At 72.4% G+C, this 25,925-nt stretch carries 22 protein-coding genes, 2 tRNA genes and 1 riboswitch; of the genes, 12 read left to right on the forward strand and 12 right to left on the reverse strand.

What is annotated here, in order from left to right; all coding sequences use genetic code 11:
- Nucleotides 1-58: 58 nt before the first annotated feature.
- The 3 genes from BIV01_RS01825 to BIV01_RS01835 all read right to left on the reverse strand — a co-directional run bounded on the left by BIV01_RS01825 (nt 59) and on the right by BIV01_RS01835 (nt 2,827).
- A tRNA-Arg gene (locus BIV01_RS01825) sits at nt 59-131 on the reverse strand.
- Between the two features lie 14 nt (nt 132-145).
- On the reverse strand, nt 146-706 hold the full coding sequence (locus BIV01_RS01830) for an AAA family ATPase (protein WP_071301732.1): 561 nt from the start codon (nt 704-706) through the stop codon (nt 146-148).
- Nucleotides 707-715: 9 nt separating this feature from the next.
- On the reverse strand, nt 716-2,827 hold the full coding sequence (locus BIV01_RS01835; RefSeq protein ID WP_071301733.1) for an ArnT family glycosyltransferase: 2,112 nt from the start codon (nt 2,825-2,827) through the stop codon (nt 716-718).
- 160 nt (nt 2,828-2,987) lie between these two features.
- Between BIV01_RS01835 and BIV01_RS01840 the strand changes: the two genes are divergently transcribed.
- Genes BIV01_RS01840 through BIV01_RS01850 form a run of 3 tightly spaced genes read left to right on the forward strand, consistent with a single transcriptional unit; the run spans nt 2,988 to nt 6,084 of the window.
- On the forward strand, nt 2,988-3,761 hold the full coding sequence (locus tag BIV01_RS01840) for an acylneuraminate cytidylyltransferase family protein (RefSeq protein WP_071301734.1): 774 nt from the start codon (nt 2,988-2,990) through the stop codon (nt 3,759-3,761).
- Nucleotides 3,758-4,630 carry an N-acetylneuraminate synthase family protein gene (locus BIV01_RS01845; protein WP_071295915.1) on the forward strand — a complete coding sequence of 291 codons (873 nt, stop codon included), beginning with the start codon at nt 3,758-3,760 and terminating at the stop codon, nt 4,628-4,630. Before BIV01_RS01840 ends, BIV01_RS01845 begins: the two co-directional genes overlap by 4 nt.
- On the forward strand, nt 4,627-6,084 hold the full coding sequence (locus BIV01_RS01850) for a DUF6716 putative glycosyltransferase (RefSeq protein WP_071301735.1): 1,458 nt from the start codon (nt 4,627-4,629) through the stop codon (nt 6,082-6,084). The genes BIV01_RS01845 and BIV01_RS01850 overlap by 4 nt, the downstream gene beginning before the upstream one ends.
- On the opposite strand, the gene BIV01_RS01855 is transcribed toward BIV01_RS01850, so the two are convergent.
- Nucleotides 6,028-6,288 carry a thioredoxin family protein gene (locus BIV01_RS01855; RefSeq protein ID WP_022907438.1) on the reverse strand — a complete coding sequence of 87 codons (261 nt, stop codon included), beginning with the start codon at nt 6,286-6,288 and terminating at the stop codon, nt 6,028-6,030. The genes BIV01_RS01850 and BIV01_RS01855 overlap by 57 nt on opposite strands.
- Nucleotides 6,289-6,350: 62 nt before the next feature.
- Entirely contained in the window at nt 6,351-6,641 is a 291-nt protein-coding gene (locus tag BIV01_RS01860; protein ID WP_071295918.1) for a hypothetical protein, read from the reverse strand.
- Nucleotides 6,642-6,702: 61 nt separating this feature from the next.
- On the opposite strand from BIV01_RS01860, the gene BIV01_RS01865 reads away from it, so the two are divergent.
- From BIV01_RS01865 to BIV01_RS01885, 5 genes are all read left to right on the forward strand, one after another.
- On the forward strand, nt 6,703-7,149 hold the full coding sequence (locus BIV01_RS01865) for a MarR family winged helix-turn-helix transcriptional regulator (RefSeq protein ID WP_070416616.1): 447 nt from the start codon (nt 6,703-6,705) through the stop codon (nt 7,147-7,149).
- On the forward strand, nt 7,146-8,387 hold the full coding sequence (locus tag BIV01_RS01870; protein ID WP_071301736.1) for an MFS transporter: 1,242 nt from the start codon (nt 7,146-7,148) through the stop codon (nt 8,385-8,387). Before BIV01_RS01865 ends, BIV01_RS01870 begins: the two co-directional genes overlap by 4 nt.
- 744 nt (nt 8,388-9,131) lie before the next feature.
- Nucleotides 9,132-9,758 (forward strand): oligoribonuclease, encoded by a 627-nt coding sequence (gene orn / locus BIV01_RS01875; protein ID WP_071301737.1) that lies wholly within the window; start codon nt 9,132-9,134, stop codon nt 9,756-9,758.
- Nucleotides 9,759-9,869: 111 nt separating this feature from the next.
- Nucleotides 9,870-9,945 (forward strand) — tRNA-His (locus BIV01_RS01880).
- 89 nt (nt 9,946-10,034) lie between these two features.
- Nucleotides 10,035-10,379 carry a metallopeptidase family protein gene (locus tag BIV01_RS01885; protein WP_070416619.1) on the forward strand — a complete coding sequence of 115 codons (345 nt, stop codon included), beginning with the start codon at nt 10,035-10,037 and terminating at the stop codon, nt 10,377-10,379.
- Between the two features lie 54 nt (nt 10,380-10,433).
- On the opposite strand, the gene BIV01_RS01890 is transcribed toward BIV01_RS01885, so the two are convergent.
- Both BIV01_RS01890 and BIV01_RS01895 read right to left on the reverse strand, forming a co-directional pair.
- Nucleotides 10,434-11,714, reverse strand: coding sequence for an acyl-CoA dehydrogenase family protein (locus BIV01_RS01890; RefSeq protein ID WP_071301738.1), 1,281 nt, complete (start codon nt 11,712-11,714; stop codon nt 10,434-10,436).
- Entirely contained in the window at nt 11,711-13,138 is a 1,428-nt protein-coding gene (locus tag BIV01_RS01895; RefSeq protein ID WP_071301763.1) for an LLM class flavin-dependent oxidoreductase, read from the reverse strand. Before BIV01_RS01895 ends, BIV01_RS01890 begins: the two co-directional genes overlap by 4 nt.
- A gap of 89 nt (nt 13,139-13,227) precedes the next feature.
- Between BIV01_RS01895 and BIV01_RS01900 the strand changes: the two genes are divergently transcribed.
- Nucleotides 13,228-14,616, forward strand: coding sequence for an MFS transporter (locus BIV01_RS01900; protein ID WP_139199167.1), 1,389 nt, complete (start codon nt 13,228-13,230; stop codon nt 14,614-14,616).
- Nucleotides 14,617-14,766: 150 nt separating this feature from the next.
- Here BIV01_RS01900 and BIV01_RS01905 read toward each other — a convergent pair whose 3' ends face one another.
- The 5 genes from BIV01_RS01905 to BIV01_RS01925 all read right to left on the reverse strand — a co-directional run bounded on the left by BIV01_RS01905 (nt 14,767) and on the right by BIV01_RS01925 (nt 19,025).
- Complete coding sequence (locus tag BIV01_RS01905) at nt 14,767-15,351, reverse strand: AAA family ATPase (RefSeq protein ID WP_254791758.1); 585 nt, start codon at nt 15,349-15,351, stop codon at nt 14,767-14,769.
- Nucleotides 15,344-16,165: an energy-coupling factor transporter transmembrane component T family protein gene (locus BIV01_RS01910; RefSeq protein ID WP_254791759.1), complete on the reverse strand. Its 822-nt coding sequence runs from the start codon at nt 16,163-16,165 to the stop codon at nt 15,344-15,346. Before BIV01_RS01910 ends, BIV01_RS01905 begins: the two co-directional genes overlap by 8 nt.
- Nucleotides 16,162-17,856, reverse strand: a complete 1,695-nt coding sequence (locus tag BIV01_RS01915; protein ID WP_071301739.1) for an ABC transporter ATP-binding protein — start codon at nt 17,854-17,856, stop codon at nt 16,162-16,164. The genes BIV01_RS01910 and BIV01_RS01915 overlap by 4 nt, the downstream gene beginning before the upstream one ends.
- The gene (locus BIV01_RS01920) at nt 17,853-18,494 is read right to left on the reverse strand and encodes an ECF transporter S component (protein WP_070416623.1); all 642 of its coding nucleotides are present in this window, start codon (nt 18,492-18,494) and stop codon (nt 17,853-17,855) included. The genes BIV01_RS01915 and BIV01_RS01920 overlap by 4 nt, the downstream gene beginning before the upstream one ends.
- Nucleotides 18,491-18,600: riboswitch (TPP riboswitch) on the reverse strand. It overlaps the preceding gene by 4 nt.
- A 101-nt stretch (nt 18,601-18,701) precedes the next feature.
- Entirely contained in the window at nt 18,702-19,025 is a 324-nt protein-coding gene (locus tag BIV01_RS01925) for a hypothetical protein (RefSeq protein ID WP_070416624.1), read from the reverse strand.
- Nucleotides 19,026-19,154: 129 nt separating this feature from the next.
- Here BIV01_RS01925 and glgX point away from each other — a divergent pair, with 129 nt between their 5' ends.
- From glgX to treZ, 3 genes are read left to right on the forward strand one after another with little or no spacing between them, the layout of a single operon-like run.
- Nucleotides 19,155-21,392: a glycogen debranching protein GlgX gene (gene glgX / locus BIV01_RS01930; protein ID WP_071301740.1), complete on the forward strand. Its 2,238-nt coding sequence runs from the start codon at nt 19,155-19,157 to the stop codon at nt 21,390-21,392.
- Nucleotides 21,389-23,851: a malto-oligosyltrehalose synthase gene (gene treY / locus BIV01_RS01935; protein WP_071301741.1), complete on the forward strand. Its 2,463-nt coding sequence runs from the start codon at nt 21,389-21,391 to the stop codon at nt 23,849-23,851. Before glgX ends, treY begins: the two co-directional genes overlap by 4 nt.
- Nucleotides 23,848-25,602, forward strand: a complete 1,755-nt coding sequence (gene treZ / locus BIV01_RS01940; protein WP_071301742.1) for a malto-oligosyltrehalose trehalohydrolase — start codon at nt 23,848-23,850, stop codon at nt 25,600-25,602. The genes treY and treZ overlap by 4 nt, the downstream gene beginning before the upstream one ends.
- The last annotated feature ends 323 nt before the right edge of the window (nt 25,603-25,925 follow it).

A 25,925-nucleotide genomic window follows, 5' to 3' on the forward strand; every position in this document is an offset into this window, starting at 1 on the left:
GCAGTCGCCGAACGACACGAAGGCCGCCGTCCCGATGGACGGCGGCCTTCGTCGTGTGTGCCCCCGGCAGGAATCGAACCCGCGGCACGGTGGGTAGAAACCACCTGCTCTATCCACTGAGCTACGGAGGCGGACGGCCCCGATTCTATCCGCGACGCTCACCGAGGTGCTGCACGAACCGGTCGACATCCCGCTGCGACTGGAGGTGGACGATGCGCAGGTGCGGCGCGGTCTCGACGAGCTCGGGCACCCGACGACGCGTCACGTTCCGGGTGCTGATGCCCCAGCGGAGGATGTGGCCGCGATCGGTGAAGAACGTCCACAGCGACGGTTCGACGTTGCCGTTCCACATCTCGATGCGCCCGAACCGACGGTGGAGCGTCCGACGCAGCAGCCGCCAGAGCGCCTGGGCAGTCGGCAGGTCGATCCACACGAGCGTGTCTGCACGGTTCGCCAGCATCGCCCGGACGGAGGTGTACTGCCACTCCGTCACCCACGCGGGTTCGCTCGTGTACCGCTCGACGTCGGCGACGAAGGTGTCCCGCGGGACCCAGCCGGGCCCGTGGTAGAGCGCGTCGATCTCGGTGTGCGGGATCCCGAGGACCCGGCCGATCCGCCCTGCCGTGGTGGTCTTCCCGACGCCCGTGGTGCCGGCGACGAGGACGCGACGGGGCACCGGGTCCAGGGGGTCGTCGGCTCCGAGCACTCGTCGACCCTAGCCCGCGGTGAGGTCGTAGACCGTGACGCCTCCGATCGTCGACGAGGTGAAGGTCGACTCGACCCACTCGGAGATCGCCGACGCCGCATCGCTGCCGCCGTTCGACTGCCCGACGCTGCCGGCGATGAAGTAGTGGATCTTCCCGGCAGCGACGTCTGCCTGGAACTCCGCGAGGGTCGGCGACGGGTCCGAGCCGTTGAAGCCGCCGATGGGCATCACCGAGGCGCCCGTGGCGAGCTGGTAGGTCGCGGCGCTGTTCGACCCGATGGTGGCGGCGACCCAGGTGTAGTCGTCGGCGTCCTCCAGGAGCGCCTTCCGCAGCGTCGAGGAGATCTCGGTCGATCCGCCGAGCAGGCTCCCGGCACCACCGAACCCGCCGCCACCCGCACGACCCGTCCCGGTCCCGCCACCGGTCCCGGTCCCGGTCCCGGTCCCGCCACCGGTCCCACCGGTCCCGCCGGCCGCGCCCGCCCCACCGGTCCCGGTCCCGGTCCCGCCGGCCGCGCCCGTCCCACCCGGTCCGCCGGTCCCGCCGACGCCACCCGCGCCTCCAGGACCGCCGAACCCGCCGCCACCGCCACCGCGGGCCCCGCCACCAAACCCGCCGCCACCGATCCCGCCGCCGGCGACGGTCGGTCCGGCCGAAGGCAGCGCCCCGGTGTGGGCGGTCGTCACCGTGTCGATCGAGTACGCCGCCGGTCCGAGCAGCGCCGTGACGACCGCGCCGACGACCGCACCGACGACCGCGACGCTGCCGACCGGACGAGACCACCTCGCGAGCCCGCCGCCGTGCACCGGCACCAGCACCGCCGCCGCCGTCACCACCCCGACCACGAGCACCACCCACCGGATCCACGGCTGCCACCCCGACGCCGCCGTCAGCAGGTGCCACTGCCACACCACCGTGACGACCACCGCGAACGCCGCCGTCCCTCGCCACCACCACGACGCGCGCCGCTCCCACAGCACCCCGGCGCCGATGCCCACGAGCCCGGCGATGTACGGCGCGAGCGCGACCGTGTAGTACGGGTGGAAGATCCCGCCCATGAAGCTGAACACCAGCCCGGTCACGAGCAGCGACCCACCCAGCGCGATGACCGTGGCGAGGCGGGAGCGAGCGGACGGCGTCCGCTGCCGGAACCCGATCGCGACGAGCGCCGCCACGAGCAGGACCAGTGCGGTGGGCAGGAGCCAAGTGATCTGCCCGGCGAACTCCGACCCGAACAGCCGCAGCAGCCCGGTGGCGCCCCAGGAGCCGGCTCCGGCAGTTCCGCCGCCCCCGGTCACGCTGCCGGTCTCGTCGCCGGTGACCCGCCCGAGGCCGTTGTAGCCGAAGGTGAGCTCGAGGAACGAGTTCGTCTGCGACCCGCCGATGTACGGACGGGTCGACGAGGGCACGAGTTCCACCACGGCGACCCACCACCCGCCGGCGACGACCACGGCGAGGGCTGCCCACAGCAGGTGCACGACGCGCTTCACGAACGGCAGCGACGAGCAGGACAGGTACACGCCGACGAGCACGGGCAGGATGAGGAACCCCTGCAGCTGCTTCGTCAGGAACGCGATCCCGACGGCCACGCCGGCCAGGACGACCCACCGCAGACGTCCGCTCTCGACGCCACGCAGGACGAGCCAGAGCGACAGCACCATGAGCAGGGTGAGCAGTGCATCCGGGTTGTTGAAGCGGAACATCAGGGTCGCGACCGGGGTCGTCGCGAGTGCGGCACCCGCGACGAGCGCGGCCCCGGCGGAGAACCGCCGCCGGACGATGACGTACAGCAGGGCCACGGTCCCGACGCCCATCAGGGCCTCCGGCACGAGGATCGCCCACGAGTTGAGGCCGAACAGGCGCACGGACAGCTCCATCACCCAGAGGAACGCCGGCGGCTTGTCGACCGTGATCGAGTTGCCCGCGTCCGAGGAGCCGTAGAAGAACGCCTCCCAGCTCTGGCTCCCCGCCTGCACGGCCGCCGAGTAGAACGCGTTCGCGTACCCGTTCACCCCGAGGTTCACCAGGTACAGGACGGCCGTCGCGACCAGCAGGCCGAAGAAGGCAGGACGTTCCCACCGTGTTCGCTGGACGGCGGGTGTGCGGGAGCTGATGCGCATGGTCCCAGCGTCACCGGGTCGGCTTTCGGCATCCGTTGGCAGCGCTGTGGAAGCGCCGGGAGGCGCGGCGTGCGTCCGCCGGGTCGGGTTCCGGAACGGTTCGGCGCGCGTCTGCCTGGTGTTCGCCTCCGCGACACCGCGGCTTCGTAGCGTCCCGAGCATGCGCCCCACCGGTTCCGTCGTCGCGGTCGTCCCGGCCCGTGCGGGGTCGAAGGGCATCCCGGGCAAGAACCTCAGCCCCGTCGCCGGGCGCTCCCTGGTCCGTCGCGCGGTCGAGTCCGCCCGAGCAGCGACGACGATCGACACCGTCGTGGTCTCGACTGACGGCGACGCCATCGCCGCCGAGGCCGTGTCCGCCGGCGCCCGGGTCGTCCGGCGTCCGGCAGCGCTCGCCGGGGACGAGGCCTCGTCGGAGTCCGCGCTGCTGCACGTCCTCGACACGCTCGCGGCCGCGGGCGAGGAGCCCGAGGTCGTCGTGTTCCTTCAGGCGACCTCGCCGTTCATCGACCCGGCCGACCTCGACGCCGCCGTCACCCGGGTCCGCGACGGCCACGCCGACTCGGTGTTCGCCGCGGCGCCCTCGCACGCGTTCCTCTGGCGCATCGGCGACGACGGCTCCGCCCGCGCCGTGAACCACGACCAGGCCGTCCGCCCCCGGCGGCAGGACCGCGAGCCGGAGTTCCGCGAGACGGGCGCGTTCTACGCCTTCCGGGCCGCCGCCTTCCGCGAGCACCGCCACCGGTTCCACGGCCGCGTCGAACTCGTCGTCGTCGACGGTGCCGGAGCGATCGACGTCGACGACCCGGCCGACCTCGCGCTCGCGTCCGCCCTCGCACCACGGCTCGACCGTCCCGCGCACCGGTCCGACGAACACGCACCAGACCACCGTCCGGCCGCCGAGCCGCACGTCCCCGCACCGAACGGAGCACCATGACCGTCACCATCGGCACGTCCACGATCGGCGCGGGCCACCCCGCGTACCTCATCGGCGAGATCGGCCTGAACCACAACGGCGACGTCGACATCGCCAAGCGACTCATCGACGTCGCGGCCGACGCTGGGCTGCAGGCCGTGAAGTTCCAGAAGCGCACGCCGGAGATCTCCACGCCGGAGCACATGAAGCAGACGCCGCGCAGCACGCCGTGGGGCGAGATGACCTACCTCGAGTACCGGTACCGCGTCGAGTTCGACCGCGACCAGTACATCGAGATCGGCGACCACGCGACGCTCCGTGGGCTCGACTGGTTCGCCTCGCCGTGGGACGAGCCGTCGGTCGCCTTCCTCGAGGACCTCAACGTGGTGGCGTACAAGATCGCCTCGGCGTCGGTGACGGACCTCGGACTCCTGGCCGAGGTCGCCGCGACCGGCAAGCCCGTGATCCTCTCGACGGGGATGTCGACGCTCGAGCAGATCGACCGTGCCGTGGAGGCCCTCGGCACCGAGCGACTCGTGCTCATGCACGCCACGTCGACGTACCCGCTCCCCGCCGAGGAGGCGAACCTGCGGATGATCGACACCCTCGCGAACCGCTACGCAGGCGTCCCGGTCGGGTACTCCGGCCATGAGCCCGGGCTGCAGATCTCCATCGCCGCCGTGGCGCTCGGCGCGACGGCCGTCGAGCGCCACATCACGCTCGACCGCACGATGTGGGGCTCCGACCACGCCGCGTCGCTCGAACCGCACGGGCTGCAGACGCTCGCGCGCGACGTCCGGATCATCGAGACCGCGCTCGGCGACGGCGTGAAGCGGGTCATGCCCGGCGAGCGGGCACCGCTCGCGAAGCTGCGTCGCGTCGGAGCGTGACGGGCGGCGACCTGGACGCGACCGGCGACGGGGGCGAGCTGAGGGACGGACGGGAGGCGCGCCTCCCGTCCGACGCCCTGCCACGCGTCCGACGCGTGGTCGGCCTGGTCGACACCGACTCGTTCGCCAAGTGGGGCGCTCACCTGCTCGCCACGGCACCCGCGCGCTGGGACCTCGAACTGCTCACGGTGGCGACGCCGCGATCCGCGAGCCGCGCGCAGCTGCGGTCCGCGTTCCGCGGGCTCGACGACCGGCTCGCGCACCTGGCCGCGGCGCCGCCGGAGGCACTCGAGGTCGACGCCATCGTCGAACGACTCCGGCAGGACCCGCCGGACGCCGTGCTGGTGTCCCTGATCGGACCGGTGGCGGAGCTCGTCATCGAGGAGGTCCACCGTCGTGTGCCGCGGCGACCCGTCCTCGTGACGGGGCTGCCCGGGATCTCCTACCCGGCGAAGTGGAAGGGCGTGTTCTTCCGGGCGCGCGCCGACCTGTTCGTGCTGCACAGCCACCGCGAGGTCCGCGCCTACGAGGAGCTCGCGACCGAGGGCGGCGTCGAGCCGCACTTCGCGCTCGCGACCCTGCCGTTCGCGCGGCCGTCCGGAGCCGCTGCGAGCCGTGACGGGGTCTCACCGCGCGACTCCGTCGTCTTCGCCGCACAGCCGAGCGTCCCCGCGGAACGTGCCGAGCGGGAGCGCGTCGTCGGGTGGCTCGCCGAGACCGCCCGTCGGCACCCGGAGTGGCGCGTGGTGATCAAGGTCCGTGCCGCCGCCGGAGAGCACCAGACGCACCGCGAACAGGACCCGTACCCGGACCTCGTGCCGGCGGACGCGCCGGCGAACCTCGTGGTAGAGAGCGGGCCGATGTCCGCGCACCTCGACCGGGCGGTCGCCCTCGTCACGATCAGCTCGACGGCCGTGCTCGAAGCGGCGGCCCGGGGCATCCCCGCGCTCACCCTGACCGACTTCGGCATCGGGCGTCACCTCATCAACGAGGTGTTCGTGGGCAGCGGGCTCGAGGGCGACGCCGTCGACCTGGTGGACGGCCGGTTCGGGACGGTCCGGGAGGAGTGGATGCACGACAACCACTTCCACCCGGAGTCCGAGGACGACTGGGCCGAGCGGACCGAGCAGCTCATGGCGTCACGCGACGCCGGCGTCCTGCGCGACCGACCGGCGGCACGCCGGAGTCGCGGGGGCGTGCTCCGTCGGGCCTGGGAGCGGAAGAACGCACTCGGGCCGGACGATCGCAGTGTCCTCGGGGCTTTCGCGCTGGTGATCGGGGCGCCGGTGCGGGCGCTGAAGCGGGTCGTCCGGCAGGTGCGGCGGGTGGTGCGACCGGCGGAGGTGCCGGTGTTGCTCGCGCCGACGAGTCAGCGTGCTGCGTCCGGTGGTGGCCCGTCAGATCGCCTTGGCGATCGCGAGGAGCAGTTGGTCCCGGGTCGGGACGCCGGGTGACCGGAAGACCTCGGCACCGTCGTCCCGCCGCACGATGATCGTGGGGGTCGACCGGATGCCGAGGTCCTCCGCCTGGTCGGGGTGGTTCGCCACGTCGCGCTCGGTCACGTGCAGCCCGGGGACGAGCTCGGACGCCTCGGCCGACACCCGGCGGGCGGCGGCGCACGGGGCGCAGAACGAGGACGTCCAGAGGTCGAGCTGCATGTGGTCCCGCAACGCGGGCGCGGCCGGATCTACTCCCGGTGCGTGTGGTGCGGCGCTGTTGCTTACTCGCGGTCGAACTCGCCGCTGCGGTCCCCGCGGTCCGCGAGGTCGTCCACCGGGTCGGACTCCCCCGGCACGTACTCGAACTCGGCCGAGGTCTGGTCGAGCACCTGGCGGGACTTCGTCATGCGGTAGGTGAACGCGGTCTGGAGTCCCTCGACGTCGGCGAACACCGTGACCTCGTCGTCCAGCGCGTCGCTCGTGGCCGTGCGGGTGTCGGTCGTGCCGTCGAAGGGTCCGCCGTGGAAGATCGCGGTGTACTCGTCGCCTTCGTGGATGGTGATGTCGCTCATGCATCCCTTCTACCAGGCACCACCTGTTGACACATTCATAGCCTCGCTATATAGTTTCGCTATGGAATCACCGCGTGAACAGACGATCGAGACGCTCCTCGTCTCCGTCAACCGCCTGATCCGCACCGCAGCGCAGGCGACGGGGAACACCACGTCCTCCGCCGTCTGGCGCACGCTCGGCATCCTCGAGACCGACCAGCCGCTCCGCCTCGGCGAGCTCGCTGCCGCCTCCCGCGTCGCGCAGCCCACGATGACCCGACTCGTCGCGGGCATGCTCGCCGACGGGCTCGTGTCCCGAAGCGTCGACCCCGACGACTCCCGCGGGCAGCTCATCGAGCTCACCGACGCCGGCCGTGAACGCCTGGCGTCCTGGCGGGTCACCCTCACCCGGACGGTGGGCCCGCTCTTCGCCGACCTGTCCGACGACGAGTGGGACACCCTGCACGACGCCGTCGAGGTCATCGCCGCCCGAACCTCCACCGCCACCAGAACGGAGACCCACGCGTGAACGCCCACGCATCCGCCGCACAGTCCGGCAGCATCCTCAAGCAGTCATCGGCGGTCTGGGCGATCGCCTTCGCCTGTGTCGTCGCCTTCATGGGCATCGGCCTCGTCGACCCGATCCTCCCCGCGATCGCCTCGTCCCTCAAGGCCACCGCGGCGCAGACCGAGCTCCTCTTCACGAGCTACCTCGCCGTCACCGGTGTCGCGATGTTCTTCACCAGCTGGGTGTCCAGCCGAATCGGCGCGAAGAACACCCTGCTCATCGGCCTCGCCCTCATCGTGCTGTTCTCGGTGCTGGCGGCGACGTCGAACAGCGTGTGGACGATCATCGACTTCCGCGCGGGCTGGGGCCTCGGCAACGCGCTCTTCATCTCCACCGCACTCGCGACGATCGTCGGGGCAGCCTCCGGTGGCACCGCGTCCGCGATCATCCTGTACGAGGCGGCGCTCGGGCTCGGCATCGCCGTCGGGCCGCTCGTCGGCGGCCTGCTCGGCTCCGTCAGCTGGCGCGGCCCGTTCTTCGGCGTCACGACGCTCATGGCCATCGCGTTCATCGCCATCGTCACGCTCCTCAAGACGAAGAACCTCGAGAAGCCCACGCCGACCAAGCTCTCCGCGCCGTTCCGCGCACTCGGTCGCCCGGCACTCGCCGCCCTCGCCGTCACCGCGCTGTTCTACAACATCGGCTTCTTCGTCCTGCTCGCCTACACGCCCTTCCCACTCGGCTTCGGCGCACTCGGCATCGGCTTCACCTTCTTCGGCTGGGGCGTCGGCCTCGCGATCACCTCGGTGTGGGTCGCCCCGATGCTCACCGCACGACTCCGCCGCACCACCGTGCTGAAGATCGCGCTCCCGCTGCTCGCGCTCGACCTGTTCGCCGCCGCCGTGGTCGTGCAGTCGCAGGTGGGCCTGATCATCTGCGTCATCATCGGCGGCCTCGTGCTCGGCGTCCTCAACACCGTGCTCACCGAGTGCGTCATGGAGGCCACCGACCTCCCCCGCTCCGTCGCCTCGAGCGCGTACTCCGCGGTGCGCTTCATCGGCGGTGCGATCGCCCCACCCGTGGCCACCCTGCTCGCCGACCAGTTCGCCCCGTCGGCCGCGTACGTGTTCGCCGGGCTGTCCGTCGCCGTCGCGTTCGTCGTCGTGGTGTGCACCACGCGCGTGCTGCGCCGGGTCGACGACGGCGCCGAGCCCGAGCCCGTCGAGGCCGAGGCCATCGCCGCCGGCGAGATGGCGTAGCCCCGGCCCCCGGCCCGGCGCTGGCCGGGCTCCGCGCTCCGCGCTCCGCGAGCGGGCGAAGTACGTCCCGCTCACCCGCCGCACCCAGCACCTTCCGCCCGCTCGCGCGCTCACCCGCGCGAGCGGGCGTTTTCCGTCCCGCGCGCACCCCGCACCCTGCGCATTCCGCCCGCTCGCGGATCCCGGGGTGACCGCCTGGAGGCGCGGGTCGACCCGGAGACCGGCACCGCGCCTCCAGACCCTCGCGCCCACCCCGCGAGCGGGCGAAACACGCCCCCGCCCCCAAGCCCTCCCCGCACCTTTCGCCCGCTCGCCTCACCGGCCCCGCGAGCGAGCGAAATCGGGCTGGGTCGCGCCCCGCAGCCGTCACATACCGCCCGCTCGCCGCGCCGCACACGCGAGCGGGCGAATCCTGCGCGGCCCACGCCCCGCACCCCGCTCATTCCGCCCGCTCGCGCAGGTGGCACGGGCGCCGCCTGGAGGCGCGGGTCGCCCCCGAGACCGGCGCCGCGCCTCCAGGCACTCGCACGCACCCCGCGCCACGAGCGGGCAGAAAAGGTCCCGACCGCACCCCGCAGGGCGCGCATACCGCCCGCTCGCGCTCGCCCCGCGCCACGAGCGGGCGAATACGTCCCAGCCGCGCCCATCAACGCGCACATACCGCCCGCTCGCGGGCCGGGCGGGCCGCGAGCGGGCGAGCGAGCGGAAAGCGCCCCCGCCCCGCCGCGGAATAGGATCGACACCATGGCAACTGCGAACGACCGCCTCGTCTGGATCGACTGCGAGATGACGGGCCTCGACCTCGAGGTCGACGAACTCGTCGAGGTGGCCGTGGTCGTCACCGACTTCGACCTCGTCCCCGTGCACCCCGGCTTCGACATCGTGATCAAGCCCGACCAGTCGGCACTCGACAACATGAACGAGTTCGTCACGAACATGCACACCGCCTCGGGGCTGCTCGAGGAGATCCCGAACGGTGTGAGCCTCGCGGACGCCGAGTACCAGGTGCTCGAGTACATCCTCGAGCACGTCCCCGCCGAGGGCTCCGCTCCCCTCGCGGGCAACACCATCGGCACCGACCGATCGTTCCTGTCGAAGTACATGCCCCGCGTCGACGGGCACCTGCACTACCGCAGCGTCGACGTGTCGAGCATCAAGGAGCTCTGCCGCCGCTGGTTCCCGCGCGTGTACTTCAACGCGCCGGAGAAGCACGGTGGGCACCGTGCCCTCGCGGACATCCTCGAGTCCATCCGCGAGCTCGAGTACTACCGCCGGGCGGGCTTCGTGGCCGAACCCGGCCCCACCTCGGACGACGTCAAGGCCGTCGCGAGCGAGGTCGTCGCCAAGTGGGAGCCGCGGCTCGCGCAGTAGGACACACCGCCTGCGGCGCGGCCAGGAGGCGCGGCTCACCCCTCGTGTTCTGACCCGCCTCCGGCATGTACTACTATTGAGTGGTCGCGCCGGTCGCCCGGTGTGCACATGGTGGATATAGCTCAGTTGGTAGAGCGCCTGGTTGTGGTCTAGGAGGTCGCGGGTTCGAGACCCGTTATTCACCCCAGTGCTGATGCAGATCAGCGGAAGGCCCCGGTCCCTCGGACCGGGGCCTTCGTCGTTCGATCAGGTTGTCCTGCAACGATCGGCGACGTGATGGAGATGTCCGCCGACGCGTTCGAACAGCTCGTGACCGACGAACTCGACCTGCTGCCGGACGAGATGGTCGACGGCCTCGACAACGTGGTGTTCGTCGTCGAGGACGAACCGGAGAACGGCGAAGAGCTCTTCGGCGTGTACGACGGCATCGCGGCGACCGAGCGTGGGCAGTACGGCTTCGGCGAGCTCCCGGACCGCATCGTGGTGTTCCGGAAGCAGCACCTCGCCGAGTGCGACACGCTCGAGGAGCTCAAGGACGAGGTCCACACCACGCTCGTGCACGAGATCGGGCACTTCTACGGGATCGACGACGAGCGCCTCCACGAGCTCGGCTGGGCGTAGCCGGGGCCTCGGCACCCGCGCGGGTGCCGAGGCCCCGGCGCCCGCGCCAGCGCCTCAGAACCGCGTCGGCCCCACCTCGTGGTACTTCTCCCACGCGTCCACCGGCCCCCGCCCGTGCAACGCGTACTCCCCCACGAGCCGCTCCTTGTAGACCGCCGGGTTGTGCGACGCCACGACCCGGGCGTTCCGCCAGTGCCGGTCCAACGCCCGCGTGCGATCGGTCGCCGAGGCCCCACCGACCTCGAACAGCTCCGACGCCGCCCGGAGCACCCGCGGCCCGACCTCGATCTGCGCCTGGTAGACCGCGTTCTCGGCGGCGTCCAGCAGGGCACGGTCGACGCCGGCCCCGGGCTCGTTCGTCCCCACGACCCCGTCGAGCAGCCCGGCCGCGGCGACGACGAGCGACCGGGCCGTGAACGCCCCGGCCGACAACCGACCGAGCACGGCCAGCACCTGCGGGTCGTCCCCGGGCCGCGCGGCGTTCGCGTGGATGTACGTCCGGGTCCGCGGTCGCACGAACGCGACGGCGTCGTCGGACACCGCCTGCCCGATCCCGGCGAGGACCGCCAGCAGGTACAGCTGGTAGAAGGCCTGGATGTGCGACAGCGGGGCGTCCTTGTACGCCGAGACCACTGAGGGGTCCACCGGCACACCATCGAAGACGGTCGTGCCGGACGCGGTCAACCGCTGCCCGAACCCGTCCCAGTCGTCGACCGAGGTCACACCGACCGCATCGGTCGGGATCGCGAACGTGACCCGGTCGCCGTCCCGGTCCGCCGCGAGGTAGATCCAGTCCGAGTAGAGCGTCCCGGTCGAGTAGAACTTCCGGCCGTCGAGACGGACGGACCCGTCCTCAGCGGGGCGCACCGTGGTGGAGATGTCGGCGAGCGTCGTCCCGGTCCGCTCCGACGTCGCGTTCCCGATGATCGCGCCGTCGACGATCCGCTGCAGCCACTCGTCCCGCCCGGCCGACGACGGCCGGAGGAGCACGAGTTCGGTGTACCCGAAGTGCCCGCGCCACAGGTGCGCGATGTTCGAGTCGGCAGCGGCGAGGTCGGCGACGAGGTGCACGAGTTCGACGAGCGTCACGCCGAACCCACCACGGTCCTCCGGTACGCGGAGCCGTCCGAACCCCGCGTCGGCGAGCGCACGGACCTCGTCGTGCGGCAGCGGTCGGTCCCCCGGCGTCCCGGACGCCAGCTCGCGGTCGACGGCCCCCTCGCGGATGCGGTCGAACAGCGGCTGGAACCGAGCGCGCAGCTCCGTCAGACGGCTGGTCGCGGTACCGCCCTGGAGGGACCGCTCGCCCCCGGTGGTCGTCGTCGCGTCGGTCATGCGGTCACCTCCACGGCGTCGCGCGCGGCGTCCGCGCCGGTTCCGGCAGCACCGCCGGTGAACGCTCCGCGCCACCGCCGCGCCGGGTGGCTCTCGGGCAGCTGCGGGTGGCCGAAGAGCTTCTCGCGCAACGTCCCCTCGCGGTACTCGGACTGCATCAGTCCGCGCTCCTGCAGGGTCGGGGCGATGTGGTCCACGAACTCCTCGTAGGAGCCGGGCAGCGTCCAGTTGATGACGTTCACCCCGTCGACCCCGGCGCGCTGCCAGTCGGCGAGCTCGTCGGCGATCTGCTCGGGCGTCCCGACCACGCGGGCACGGAGCTTCGCGGAGAGTCGGGCGAGGTCGGCGATCGTCGGCTCCCGGTCGCCGGCGGCCTCCCGGAGCCACTGCAGGTGGGACTGGCCGGCGTGCGTGCGGACCTCGGACAGCGGCGTCTCGGGGTCGAGGGCCTCGCCGGTGTCGGGGTCGAACCCGAGGTTCGAGTGCACGAGGAAGCCGTTGGCCGCGAGGTACTCGTCGATCTCCGCTTCCTTCGCCTTCGCCTCGGCCTCGGTGGCCCCGGTGACGAACGTCAGCCCGAGGAAGAAGGCGATGTCGTCCCGCTGCCGCCCCGCTGCCGAAGCGAGGTCACGGGTCTCGCGGATGAGCTGCTCGGTGGCGTCGCGGTTCGACGTCAGGATGAACTGGGCCTCGGCGTTGCGCGCGGCGAAGGCACGGCCGGCCGGCGAGGACCCCGCCTGGAAGAGCACGGGCGTCCGCTGCGGCGACGGTGCCGACAGGTGCGGGCCCTGCACGTCGTAGCGCTTCCCGTGGTGGTCGATGCGGTGCACCCTGTCGGGGTCGGCGTAGCCGCGCACCGGGTCCTTGAGCACGGCGCCGTCCTCCCACGACCCCTCCCAGAGCTTCGCGCAGACCTCGAGGTACTCCTCGGCCCACACGTAGCGCTCGTCGTGCTCCTCGAGCCGTTCGGCGCCGAAGTTCCGCGCGGCGCTGTCGAGGGCGCTCGTGACGACGTTCCAGCCGATCCGGCCCCGGGTGATGTGGTCGAGGGTGGAGACCTTGCGGGCGAAGTCGAACGGGTGCGACTGGATGACGCTCGAGGTGAACGCGAGCCCGAGGTGCTCCGTCGACACGGCGAGCGCCGAGAGCAGGACGGACGGGTCGTTCGAGGGGATCTGCAGCCCCTCGCGCAGGTTCGTCGAGTAGTCGCCGCGTCCGGGGCCGTACGTCCCGACGACGTCCGCGAAGAACATCGCGTCGAACTTCCCGCGCTCGAGGGTCTTCGCGAGGTCGGTCCACAGCGTCACGTCGTCGAAGTCGGCCTGGCGGGCGTCCGGGTGCCGCCAGAGGCCGTGCTGGATGTGCGACGTCGTGTTCATGACGAAGGCCGCGAAGCGCAGCGGGCGGTTCGGTGCATCGCTCATGCGGTCCATGTTCCCCGCCGGGGTGTCGCGGGAGGGCGTGACGTGACCTCGCGTTACGCGGGGTGTTCCCCGAGGTGCGCGACGCGACCATGCTCCTGAGGGTGCCGAACTCGACCACCGCAGCCGCGCCTCCAGTCCGTTCCACCGCACCGTCGACCACCGCGACCCGCCGTCGCGTCGCCCTGGCGTCCTTCGTCGGGACGACCGTGGAGTACTACGACTTCTACCTGTACGCGACCGCGTCCGCGCTCGTGTTCGCGCCCACGTTCTTCCCCTCCGTGACCCCCGCGGTCGGCGTCATCGCGTCGTTCGCGACCTACGGTGTCGGGTTCGTCGCCCGTCCGCTCGGCGGGATCATCGCCGGCCACCTCGGCGACCGGATCGGGCGGAAGAAGCTGCTCGTCGCGTCGCTCGTGCTGATGGGGATCGCGTCGACGCTGATCGGGGTCATCCCCTCCGCCGCGACCATCGGCGTCGGTGCCGTCGTCGCGCTCGTGGTCCTGCGGCTGCTGCAGGGTGTCGCGGCCGGGGCCGAGTGGGGCGGGTCGGCGCTGCTGTCCGTCGAGCACGCACCCGAGCGGCACCGCGGACTGTTCGGGGCGTTCACGCAGATGGGGTCGGCGGGCGGCATGCTCCTCGCGACCGGTGTCTTCACGCTGGTCCGGGGGTTGCTCGGCACCGAGGCGTTCCTGGCGTGGGGCTGGCGGCTGCCGTTCCTGTTCTCGGCGGTGATCGTGGCCGTCGGGCTCGTCATCCGGCTCGGCGTGCAGGACGCGCCGGTCTTCCAGGAGCTGCGCGCCTCCGGGAACGTCGAGCGGTTCCCGGTGTGGCAGGCGATCCGGCGGCACCCGCGGGCGATCCTCGTCACCGCGGGGCTGCGGCTCGTGCAGCCGGCGCTGTACTCGATCCTCACGACCTACTCGCTGACGTACCTCGGGTCGGTGCGGGGCCCGTCCGGCGCTTCGGCCGGGCTCCAGGCCGTGCTCGTCATCTCGGCGGTGTCGCTCGTGTCGACGCCGTTCTGGGGCTGGCTGTCCGACCGGGTCGGCCGACGGGTGCTGACGATCTGGTCGGCGGTGGGGATCGCGGTGCTCATCTGGCCGTTCTTCGCGTTCCTCGACGCGGGGCCGCTCGTGCTGCTGCCGCTCGTGGCGCTGATCGGGATGTGCGTGTTCCACGACAGCATCTACGGGCCCCAGGCGGCGTGGTTCGCGGAGCAGTTCCCGACCGGTCGGCGCTACTCGGGGATGTCGCTCGGGTACCAGATCGGGTCGATCTTCTCGGTGGGGCTCACGCCGTTGCTCGCGGCCGTGTTCGTCGAGCTCGGTGGGGGCTCGCCGTGGATCCTGTGCGGGTACCTCGGGGTGTACGCGGTGCTCTCGATCGTCGCGGCGGTGTTCGCGGTGGACCCGGTGGCGGCGGCCCGGCGGGGTGCGCGGGGTGCGGCGGGTCGGGTGCGCGCTGAGGTTTCGGGCTGAGGTTTCGCGCTGAGCGACACATCACGGGCGCGATCGGGCGTGAAGTGTCGCCCAGCGCGTGAACTCGGCCTCCGCCCGCCGCGGCGGGCCGCGCGCCCGCGCCGCGCCGCGCCGCACGCCCCGCGCGCGCCGCCCAGCACGCGGAGCGCCCTACGTCCGCAGCACCACGTCCGCCAGCTCCGCCGGCCGCTCGGCAGCGATGAACGCCGCCTCCTGCGCCGCCCACCGGTCCCACTCCCGCGCGAAGGACTCGCCGTCACGCCCGATCGCCCGCTCCCACCGGGTGTCGTCGTCGGCCTCGAGCCACACCCGCAACGACGCGAGCGGCGCCGAGCCCCGGGACAGCGCACCGCACCCCTCGACCACGATCGGCCGCCCGGGGTCGACGGCGGCCCACTCTGCCGGGCACGACGTCGCCCAGTCCCACCGTCGGTAGCCGGAGCGTCCCCCGAGGACGTCGGTCACCACGGCCTCCGCGGCGGCCCGCAACCCGTCCCATCCCGGGTAGACGTCGTCGAGGTGGACGACCTGCGCGCCGAGCCGCTCCGCCAGGGAATCGCCGAGCGTCGTCTTGCCCGTGCCCGACCTGCCGTCGACGAGCACGACGAGTCGCGCTCCGGAGGCGGCCGCGACCCCGGCGGCCGCGGCGGCGAGGCCCTCGACGAGCGAGTCCCCGGGACCGGCCGTGCCGTCGGCGCCGCCCGCGCCACCCACGTCGGGTTCCCCCTCAGGCACGCCACGTCCCCGCACCCACGGCCACCGCGATCGACACGACACCGATAGCGACGAGCACGCCGACCATCGCCCACTCCGGCCCCGCGAACCGCACACTCCGCGCCCACGTCCGCCGCCCGGGAGCGCCGAACCCCCGCGACTCCATCGCCACCGCCAGCGTCGTCGCCCGCCGCAGCGCCAGCACGAGCAGCGCGAACGCCATCGACGCGCCGCGCCGCAGCCGTCCGGTGTCCGCGACGCCGCGGGCCCGACGAGCCATGCCGAGCTGTCGCCAGTCGTCCCCGAGGAGCGTCATCATCCGGATCGCCGCGAGCGCCCCGAGCACGAACCGTGCCGGCAGCCGCAGGAGCTGCGCGAGCCCGTCCGCGAGGTCGGTCGGGTCCACCCGCACGAACAACGCCACCGCCGGCAGCCCGATCGCCAGGACACGGAGCGCCGTCGCCAGCGCGAGTGCGAGCGACCCGTCGGTGACGTGCGCGAACCCGAGGTCGAACCAGGACCGCCCGGACGGCCGCCCGTACAACGCGATGCTCAGCGCGGTCAGCGGCACCGCGACCAGGACCGGCGAGGTCCGCAGCAGCAGCGTTCGGGGCGGGATCCGCAGGAGCGGCAGGAGCAGGAGTTCGAGACCGAGCGCGACCGCCGCGGACACGACGTCGAGGCTGAGCACGAGGCACACGCCGAGCGCGAGGACGCCCAGCAGCGAGGCCACCGGCTGGACGCCGCGGACGCCGCGTGCACGCGTGGTGCCGTCGGGTGGTCCAGGAGGCGCGGCTCGTCCGGGCAGACCGGCCGCGGCCTGGTGCGCGGTCACGGTTGCACCTCCGTGGCCGGGTCGCGCAGGTCGGCGGCCGGCCCGACGGCGGTCGCCCCCGTCGCCCCTGTCGCCCTCGTCGTCCCTGTCGCCCCGAGCACGATCTCGTCCGCGTCGAGCGCGCGGACGAGGTCCTGGTCGTGCGTCACGGCGACGATCGCCGTGCCGGAGTCGGCGAGTTCGCCGAGCCGGTCCACCACGGCCTGCCAGGTCGCCCGGTCCTGACCGGAGGTCGGCTCGTCGAGCACGACGACGGGCGGCCGGGAGGCGATGACCGTCCCGATCGCCAACCGCCGCTGCTCACCGCCGGACAGCGTGAAGGGGTTGGCGTCGGCGAGGTGCGCGAGGCCGAACGCGTCGAGGAGCTCGTCGACCCGGGCATCGACGTCCGCCGCTCCGAGGGCGCGGGGGCCGACGGCCAGCTCCTCACGCACGGTGCGGGCGACGAACTGGTGCTCCGGGTCCTGGAAGACCGTGCCGATCCGACCGGCCAGCTGCCTGCTCGTCCACGCGGCGGGGGCGTCACCGATGCCGTCGGCGAGTGCCGTGCCCGCGCGGAGCGACCCTGCGGCGGGGTGCAGGAGCCCGGCGAGCGTGAGGCCGAGCGTCGACTTGCCGATGCCGTTCGGCCCGGTGACCGCGAGGACCCGTCCGGCCCGGACGTCGAGGTCGATCCCGCTCCCGACTGGCTGCCGCCTGCCCCGGGCGGTCCCGAGCCCCCGCGCCGCGAGCAGCACCGGGTCCCGATCGCCGAGCGGGCTGATTCCGTCCGGTCCCCCGTTGTCGGCCCTGTGCATTCCGCCCACTCGCGGTCCCGCGTCGCCGAGCGGGCGGATTCCGTCCGGTCCCCCGCCCGCAACTCCGCGCATTTCGCCCGCTCGCGGAGACGTGCGGGTACCCCGACGCGCCGAACCCCGCTCGGGCTCGGACCCCGGCACCCAGACGCCGGCGGCGGTCAACGCCGGACCGTGCTCGGCGAGCACGTCCGCAGGCGCACCGTCCGCGACGACACCCCCGGCCGGCTCCAGCAGCACGAGTCGGTCGACCAGGTCCAGCCAGGTCCCGATGCGGTGCTCGACGACGAGCAGTGAACACCCGGTCTCGTCGAGCAGCGCCCGCACGGCGTCGTGCACCTGCACCACGCCGGAGGGGTCGAGGTTCGCGCAGGGCTCGTCGAGCACGAGGACACCCGGGCGCATGGCGAGCACGCCCGCGAGCGCCAACCGCTGCCGCTGCCCGCCGGAGAGCATCGTGGTGGACCGGTCGAGCGGCAGGTCGAGCCCGACGACGTCGAGGGCCGACCGGACGCGCTGCCAGATCTCGCCCCGCGGGACGCCGGCGTTCTCGCAGCCGAACGCCACGTCGTCGCCGACGCGGGACATCACCGTGTGCGCCTCGGGGTCCTGCATGACGAGGCCGACGCGCCCGCGGACCGCGCGCGGTTCGGCACCGTCGACGAGGACCGAACCCTGGACGGAGGCCGCGGTGTCGTCGGTGGCGTCCGGCTCGTCCGGGAGCACGCCCGCGACCGCCCGCAGCAGCGTCGACTTGCCGGCGCCCGAGGGACCGACGATCGCGACCCGCTCCCCCGGCTCGACGGTCAGGTCGACGCCCCGGACGGCCCAGGCGTCACGTTCCGCGTACCGCCAGCCCCAGTCGGAGAAGGTGATCCGCGCGGCTGGCACGGTCACGCGACGGTGCGAGGACCGCGTCTGGAGTGCTCACGGCCCGCCGCGAACGACGACAGGACGCCGGTCGCAGCGAGCGCTCGGACGAGGAACCACGAGCCGACGCCCGCGATCAGCGCACCGGAGACGATCGCCGAGACGACGTAGACGACCTTGAACGCCAGGTCGAGTCCGGGGTACCACAGCACCGTGTCGTTCAGCCCGAGCGCCAGCCCGGCCGCGGCACCGGCGAGCACGACCACCGGCAGGCGGTACACGCGGTACAGGAAGAGCGCGAGCACCAGCTCGGCTCCGAGGCCCTGCACGAGGCCGGCCTCGAGCGTCAGCCAGCCCCACTGCGTGCCGAGGAGCGCCTCGACCGAGGCGGCCACCATCTCGGCGTAGAGGGCCGCTCCGGGCTTCCGGACGATGATCGCGACGACGGGCCCGGCGAGCAGCCACACCCCGCCGAAGAGCGCCTGCGTGCCGGGGAGCACGAGCGCGGCGACGGCGCTGATCGGCTCGTAGCCGAACTCCCAGAGCTTGAAGACGACACCGATCGCGACGGCGAGCACGCTCGCGACGACGATGTCGACGACCCGCCAGCGCAGCGAGCGCCTGACGGGGGTGGACGGAACAGCAGTGTGCGTGCTCGTGGACATGGCCCTGGACTCCTCCCTGCGCCGGCATGATCCGGATCAGGTTCGACGGTCGGAGCGCCACTCGCTCCCTCTCAGCCCGGCGATCCCGGACTCCCGTGTGTGTCCCGCCATTGTAGACGTGGTCGCGACCCGGTGACGGATCGCGACCACAGGACGTCCTGGAGGCGCGGGGCGCGCCCGCACCGCGCCTCCAGGTCCGTCAGTGGGTCACTTCTTCAGGACGCGGACCAGCTTGCGCAGGACGGTGCCGGTCACCCAGATGACCGGGACGCTCACCGCGAGGAGGGAGATCAGGTTCGGCTCGAACTCGAGGTCCTTGCCGGGGCGTCGGACGTAGGCGCCGATCGGGATGGAGACGGCACCGCCGCCTCCGCCACCGTTGTCGTCGCCGTCCCCGCCCCCACCGAAGCCGAACCAGCCGAGGGACACCGGGATGAGGGTCTGGTCGCCGACCTCGACCGGCTCCCCGTAGTTCGTGGACACGCCGACGGGGCGTACCTTCTCTGCGATCTGCGTGACGATGTTGGCCATGCGCGCGACGCTACTCGCCCGTTCCTCCACAGGCAGAGCTGCCCGCGCATCCGTCCACGGCCGGCGCTTGTCTGCGGACGCGGTCGGCTCCCGCCGATATGTTGGCGGGACCCACACCTGGAGGACCGTTTGCACACCTGGCCCGGCAACCCGTACCCGCTCGGGGCGACCTACGACGGGAGCGGCACGAACTTCGCCCTCTTCAGCGAGGTCGCCGAACGCGTGGAACTCTGTCTCTTCGACGACGACGGGAACGAACAGCGCATCGACCTCGTCGAGGTCGACGCGTACGTCTGGCACGCCTACCTCCCGAACGTCGGCCCCGGGCAGCAGTACGGCTTCCGGGTGCACGGCGAGTACGCCCCCGAGAAAGGGCTCCGCGCCAACGCGAACAAGCTGCTCCTCGACCCGTACGCCAAGGCGACCAGCGGCGACATCGACTGGGACCAGGCACTCTTCTCGTACACGTTCGGCGACCCGGACTCGACCGACGACCAGGACTCGGCGCCGCACATGATGAAGGGCGTCGTCATCAACCCGTTCTTCGACTGGCAGGGCGACCGGGCTCCTCGGATCCCCTACGGCGAGACGGTGATCTACGAGGCACACGTCAAGGGCCTCACCGAGACGCACCCCGACGTGCCCGAGGAACAGCGCGGGACGTACGCGGGGGTCGCGCACCCGGCCGTGATCGCGCACCTGCAGCGACTCGGCGTCACCACGCTCGAACTCATGCCCGTGCACCAGTTCGTCAACGACTCGACCCTGCAGGACAAGGGGCTGTCGAACTACTGGGGCTACAACACGATCGGGTTCTTCGCGCCGCACTCGCACTACTCGTCCTCGGGCGACCACGGACAGCAGGTGCAGGAGTTCAAGGCGATGGTCCGCGAACTGCACCGTGCCGGCATCGAGGTCGTCCTCGACGTGGTGTACAACCACACGGCCGAGGGCAACCACCTCGGACCGACGCTGTCCTTCCGCGGGATCGACAACGCCGCCTACTACCGCCTCGTCGAGGACGACAAGCGGTACTACATGGACACCACGGGCACGGGCAACTCGCTCAACGTCGGGCACCCGCACTCGCTGCAGCTCATCATGGACTCGCTGCGGTACTGGGTCACCGAGATGCACGTCGACGGCTTCCGCTTCGACCTCGCGGCCGCCCTGGCGCGTGAGTTCTACGAGGTGGACCGGCTGGCGGCGTTCTTCGAACTGGTCCAGCAGGACCCGATCGTGTCCCAGGTGAAGCTGATCGCCGAGCCGTGGGACGTCGGCCCCGGTGGCTACCAGGTCGGCAACTTCCCGCCGCAGTGGTCTGAGTGGAACGGCAAGTACCGCGACACCGTCCGCGACTTCTGGCGGGGAGAGCCGTCCACCCTCGGCGAGTTCGCCTCGCGGATCTCCGGCTCGGCCGACCTCTACGAGCACGACGGCCGCACGCCCAAGGCGAGCATCAACTTCATCACGGCGCACGACGGCTTCACGCTGTACGACCTCGTCGCCTACAACGAGAAGCACAACGAGGCCAACGGCGAGGACAACAACGACGGCGAGAGCCACAACCGGTCGTGGAACTCCGGCGCCGAGGGCCCGACCGACGACGAGTCGATCAACGCCCTGCGGCTGCAGCGCCGACGGAACTTCCTCGCGACGCTGCTGCTCAGCCAGGGCGTGCCGATGATCGCCCACGGCGACGAGCTCGGGCGCACGCAGTCCGGCAACAACAACGTGTACGCCCAGGACTCCGCGCTGAGCTGGATCGACTGGGACGCCGCCGACGACGACCTCATCCAGTTCACGGCCGACGTCGTGAAGCTCCGGCACGACCACCCGACGTTCCGCCGCACGCGGTACTTCAACGGGCGTCCGGTCCGTCGCGGGCAGGACGAGCCGCTGCCGGACGTCGTGTGGCTCACGCCCTCCGGCGACGCCATGGAACCCGAGGACTGGGACTCCGGCTTCGGCAAGAGCGTCGGCATGTACCTGAACGGCAACGGGATCCGCGGGCGCGACTCCCGCGGCGAGCGTGTCACCGACGTCGCCTTCATCACGTACTTCAACGCGCACGACGACACCGTGACGTTCACACTGCCCCCCGAGGAGTACTCGCCGGGCTGGACGGTGCGGATCGACACCGCCGAACCGGGTGCGCGTGACGAGGTCCTCGACGCCGGCACCCCGCTGGACGTCCCGGCACGCTCGATGATCGTGCTGCGGGCCGAGCCCGACCACGAGGTCACGGTGACCCCGGTGGACACCGACTCGTCACGACCGGCCACCGCAGCACCGCAGGACGCCGTCACACCGGTGAACCCCGCCGGCGCCACGGCTCCCTCCGCCACGAGCGGCGGCCAGCAGTGACCGCCCGGCGCGTCCCGACCTCGACGTACCGGCTGCAGGTCACGCCGGACTTCGACCTGTCGGCCGCACGCGACGTCGTCGACTACGTGCGCGACCTCGGCGCGGACTGGCTCTACCTCTCCCCGGTGCTGCAGGCCGAGCCCGGGTCCCAGCACGGCTACGACGTCGTCGACCACGGCCACGTCGACACCGAACGCGGCGGTGACGACGCGCTCCGTGCGCTCGCCGACGCCGCCCACGCGGTCGGCCTCGGCGTCCTGGTGGACGTCGTGCCGAACCACGTCGGTGTGGCCACGCCCGAGGTGAACCCATGGTGGTGGTCCCTGCTCGAGCACGGCCAGGGGTCCCCCGTCGCCTGGGCCTTCGACGTCGACTGGGACGCCGGGGACGGCAAGCTCCGCGTCCCGGTGCTCGACGACCGGCTGCTCGACGCGGTCGACCTGCGTGACGGCAAGCTGTACCTGGGCGACACGGCCTACCCGACCGCTGCGGGCACGGTGCACGACGGCGACTCGGTGGCCGACGTCCACGCCCGGCAGCACTACGAGTTCGTGCACTGGAAGCGGGCCGACCACGAGCTGAACTACCGGCGGTTCTTCGCGGTGAACACGCTCGCGGCGATCCGGGTCGAGGAACCCGAGGTCTTCGCGGCATCCCACGGCACGATCGGCGCGTGGTTCCGCGACGGCCTCGTCGACGGACTCCGCATCGACCACCCCGACGGGCTGTACGACCCCGCTGGCTACCTGCAGGACCTCGCGGCGCTCACCGACGGCGCCTACACGCTCGTCGAGAAGATCCTCGAGCCGGGCGAGGAACTCCCCGCGAGCTGGCCGGTCGACGGCACCACCGGCTACGACGCCCTCGGGGTGCTCGACCGGGTGTTCGTCGACCCCGCCGGCGAGGACTCGCTGACCGCGGCGTCCGGGGCCGAACCGACCGACTGGCAGCAGCTGACGCACGACACCCGTCGCGGCATCGCGGACGGCATCCTCGGCAGCGAGGTCGAGCGGCTCGCGCGGCTGCTCGGCCCCGGCACCGGCAGCGCTGCGTCCGCACCGCTCCCCCACGAGCGGATCGTCGACGCGGTCGCCGAGATCGTCGCCTCGTTCGACGTGTACCGGACGTACCTGCCCGAGGGCGCGCACCACCTCATCGACGCCCTCGAAGGTGCGGCCTCGGCGCGGCCGGACCTCGACGACGTCATCGACCGGATCGCCCCGGCGCTGGTCGACCCCGCGAACGCCGCCGCGATCCGCCTGCAGCAGACGAGCGGCATGGTGATGGCGAAGGGCGTCGAGGACACCGCGTTCTACCGGACCTCCCGCCTGACGTCCCTGAGCGAGGTCGGCGGCGACCCGAGCGTGTTCTCGGTGTCAGTCCGTGCCTTCCACCAGGCGCAGCGCGACCGGCTCGGCAGCTGGCCGCACACGATGACGACCCTCACGACGCACGACACCAAGCGCAGCGAGGACACCCGGGCGCGCATCGCCGTGCTCGCCGAGCTCGGGCACGAGTGGGCGTCGACGCTCGAACGCCTGCAGTCCCTCGCCCCGCTCGAGGACGCCGTCCTGGCCGACCTGCTCTGGCAGGCGATCGTCGGCGCGCGCCCGGCAAGCCGAGAACGCCTGCACGCCTACGCCGAGAAGGCCTCCCGCGAAGCCGGCGACAGCACCACGTGGACGGCTCCGGACGAGGACTTCGAACGCCGCATGCACGCGCTCGTCGACGCCGCGTTCGACGACCCGGCCGTGGTCGCCGTGCTCGATGCGCTCGACGAACGGATCGACGCCGCCGGGTGGTCGAACGGGCTCGGACAGAAGCTCGTGCAGCTCACCGCACCCGGGGTGCCGGACGTCTACCAGGGCACCGAGTTCTGGGACCGCTCGCTCGTCGACCCGGACAACCGTCGCCCGGTGGACTACACCGAGCGTCGGCACGTCCTGGCCGAACTCGACGGCCCGGACGACGACGGCCCCGAACGGCTCCCCGACGTCGGGCTCGACGGTGCGGCGAAGCTCCTGGTGACGAGTCGTGCGCTCCGTGTGCGGCGCGACCACCCGGAGCTCTTCACCCGGTACCTCGCGCTCGAGGCGACCGGCAGCGCGGCGGACCACGTGATCGCGTTCGACCGTGGGGGCGCGGTCACGATCGCGACGCGCCTGCCGATCGGGCTCGAGCGGGTCGGCGGATGGGGCGACACCCTCGTGCACGCCGTGCCCCAGGACCGCGTCGACCTGCTCACCGGCCGCAGCGTGCCGGCCGGCCGGGGCATCGCCCTCGCCGAACTGCTCACCGACTACCCCGTCGCACTGCTCGTGCCGGCGCACGTGGCCGAGGCGACGGACCACGGCACGGAGACCCACGCCGACAGCGGGGCGCCCGCCGACAGCGGCTCCGGCTCTGCCGGTGAGTCCGATGCGCAGGCCGAGATCGACATCCTGGAGGGTCACGCATGACCGCACCCGACCGCTACGCCGTCTGGGCGCCGACACCGGAGCGCGTGCGCCTCGTGGTCGACGGCACCGAGTACCCGCTGACCCGCGGCACCGACGACTGGTGGACGACCGACGCGATCGTCCCCGTCGTCGGAGCCCGCTACGGCTTCCGCATCGGCGACGACGACGCGGTGCGGCCCGATCCGCGCAGCCGCTTCCAGCCCGAGGGGGTGCACGGCCCGTCCGAGGTCGTCGACCCCGCACGGTTCTCGTGGACGGACGACGCGTGGACCGGGCGTCCGGCACGCGGCGGCGTGATCTACGAGATGCACGTCGGCACTTACACGCCCGAGGGCACGCTCGACGCCGCGGCGGCGAAGCTCGACCACCTCGTCGAGCTCGGCGTGGAGTTCGTCGAGCTCCTGCCCGTCAACGCGGTGAACGGCGAGTGGAACTGGGGCTACGACGGCGTCGGCTGGTTCGCGGTGCACGCTCCCTACGGCGGCCCGGACGCGTACGACCGCTTCGTCGACCGTGCGCACGCACTCGGCCTCGGGGTCATCCAGGACGTCGTGTACAACCACCTCGGGCCGAGCGGCAACTACCTGCCGCTGTACGGGCCGTACCTGCTGCAGGGGCTCGGCAACACCTGGGGCGACTCGGTGAACGTCGAACACCCCGAGGTCCGTCGGTACGTGCTCGACAACGTCCGGATGTGGTTCCGCGACCACCACGTCGACGGGCTCCGGCTCGACGCCGTGCACGCCCTGCGGGACACCACCCGCCCGCACGTGCTGCAGGCGATGGCCTCCGAGACGGACGCTTACTCCGCATTCGTCGGGCGGCCGCTCTCGCTCATCGCGGAGTCCGACCTCAACGACCCGATCATGTTCCGCCCGCAGGAGGCCTCGGGCTACGGCCTCGCCGGGCAGTGGTCGGACGACTTCCACCACGCGGTCCACGTCGCGCTGACGGGTGAGACGAACGGCTACTACGCCGACTTCGCACCGCTCTCGGCGCTGGCGAAGGTCCTCGAGTACGGGTTCTTCCACGACGGCACGTGGTCGTCGTTCCGGGGGAAGCGGCACGGGCGACCGATCGACCGCGGGACCTCGCCGACGACGGCCCTCGTCGTCGCGAACCAGAACCACGACCAGATCGGCAACCGTGCCGCGGGCGACCGTCTCGCGGCGACCGTGAGCGACGAGGGTCTCGTGATCGCCGCGGCCCTGACGCTGCTCGGCCCGTTCACGCCGATGCTCTTCATGGGCGAGGAGTTCGCCGCCTCGACCCCGTGGCAGTTCTTCACGTCGCACCCCGAACCGGAGCTCGGCAAGGCCACGGCCGAGGGTCGCATCAAGGAGTTCGCCGAGCACGGCTGGGACGAGTCGGCCGTGCCGGACCCACAGGACCCGACGACGTTCACGAACTCGAAGCTCGACTGGTCGGACGTCGATTCCGAGCGGGGTGCGGCGATCCTCCGGGCCTACCGCGTGCTCGTCGCCCTGCGGCGGACCGACCAGGCCTTCGTCGACCAGCGGTACGAGGCGAACGCCGTGCGCTGCAGCGAGGACCGGCGCTGGCTCGTGCTCACGCGCGGGTTGCTCGGCCCGGACGCCCGGCCGGTGCACGTCGTGGTGAACTTCCTCGACGACGCGGCCGAGGTGCCCGTCCCCGGCGCCACCGGCGAGGAGCTCTACCGCTTCGGCGAGGCCGACGTCGCGACGGACTGCGTCCGCTTCACGGGGCGGGGTGTCGTCGTCCTGCGCTGACCAGCGCGAAGCAGACCAGCCCGAAGCCGACCAGCGCGAACCGAACGGCCCGTGGCGACTCCGCCACGGGCCGTTCGTCTGCCCGCCCGCACTCCTCCCCGGGCCCGCCTCGCCCCTCGACGGGCGCCTCCGCGAAAGCGACAGACACCCGCCGTCGCCATCCGGGAACCTGTCGCTGTGCCGCCACGGACCGCGGACGGATCCGCACGGAGTCGCTTTCGCGCCACGCGGACGCGCCACGCGGACGCGACGCGACCGCGACCACGGACGCGACGCGACCACGGACGGACCGGAGGCGCGGTGCCAGCCGGCACCGCGCCTCC

It is taken from the genome of Curtobacterium sp. MCBA15_013, from assembly GCF_001865095.1.
GTDB lineage: Bacteria > Actinomycetota > Actinomycetes > Actinomycetales > Microbacteriaceae > Curtobacterium.

What these genes read in the sequence shown, in the direction of transcription:
- BIV01_RS01865 (WP_070416616.1), top strand. Translation starts at nt 6,703, where the DNA reads ATGGAATCACCGCGTGAACAGACGATCGAGACGCTCCTCGTCTCCGTC.
- orn (WP_071301737.1), top strand. Translation starts at nt 9,132, where the DNA reads ATGGCAACTGCGAACGACCGCCTCGTCTGGATCGACTGCGAGATGACG.
- BIV01_RS01925 (WP_070416624.1), bottom strand. Translation starts at nt 19,025, where the DNA reads ATGGCCAACATCGTCACGCAGATCGCAGAGAAGGTACGCCCCGTCGGC.
- BIV01_RS01895 (WP_071301763.1), bottom strand. Translation starts at nt 13,138, where the DNA reads ATGAGCGATGCACCGAACCGCCCGCTGCGCTTCGCGGCCTTCGTCATG.
- BIV01_RS01845 (WP_071295915.1), top strand. Translation starts at nt 3,758, where the DNA reads ATGACCGTCACCATCGGCACGTCCACGATCGGCGCGGGCCACCCCGCG.
- BIV01_RS01840 (WP_071301734.1), top strand. Translation starts at nt 2,988, where the DNA reads ATGCGCCCCACCGGTTCCGTCGTCGCGGTCGTCCCGGCCCGTGCGGGG.
- BIV01_RS01920 (WP_070416623.1), bottom strand. Translation starts at nt 18,494, where the DNA reads ATGTCCACGAGCACGCACACTGCTGTTCCGTCCACCCCCGTCAGGCGC.
- BIV01_RS01860 (WP_071295918.1), bottom strand. Translation starts at nt 6,641, where the DNA reads ATGAGCGACATCACCATCCACGAAGGCGACGAGTACACCGCGATCTTC.
- treZ (WP_071301742.1), top strand. Translation starts at nt 23,848, where the DNA reads ATGACCGCACCCGACCGCTACGCCGTCTGGGCGCCGACACCGGAGCGC.
- BIV01_RS01835 (WP_071301733.1), bottom strand. Translation starts at nt 2,827, where the DNA reads ATGCGCATCAGCTCCCGCACACCCGCCGTCCAGCGAACACGGTGGGAA.
- BIV01_RS01885 (WP_070416619.1), top strand. Translation starts at nt 10,035, where the DNA reads ATGGAGATGTCCGCCGACGCGTTCGAACAGCTCGTGACCGACGAACTC.
- BIV01_RS01855 (WP_022907438.1), bottom strand. Translation starts at nt 6,288, where the DNA reads ATGCAGCTCGACCTCTGGACGTCCTCGTTCTGCGCCCCGTGCGCCGCC.
- BIV01_RS01900 (WP_139199167.1), top strand. Translation starts at nt 13,228, where the DNA reads ATGCTCCTGAGGGTGCCGAACTCGACCACCGCAGCCGCGCCTCCAGTC.
- BIV01_RS01890 (WP_071301738.1), bottom strand. Translation starts at nt 11,714, where the DNA reads ATGACCGACGCGACGACGACCACCGGGGGCGAGCGGTCCCTCCAGGGC.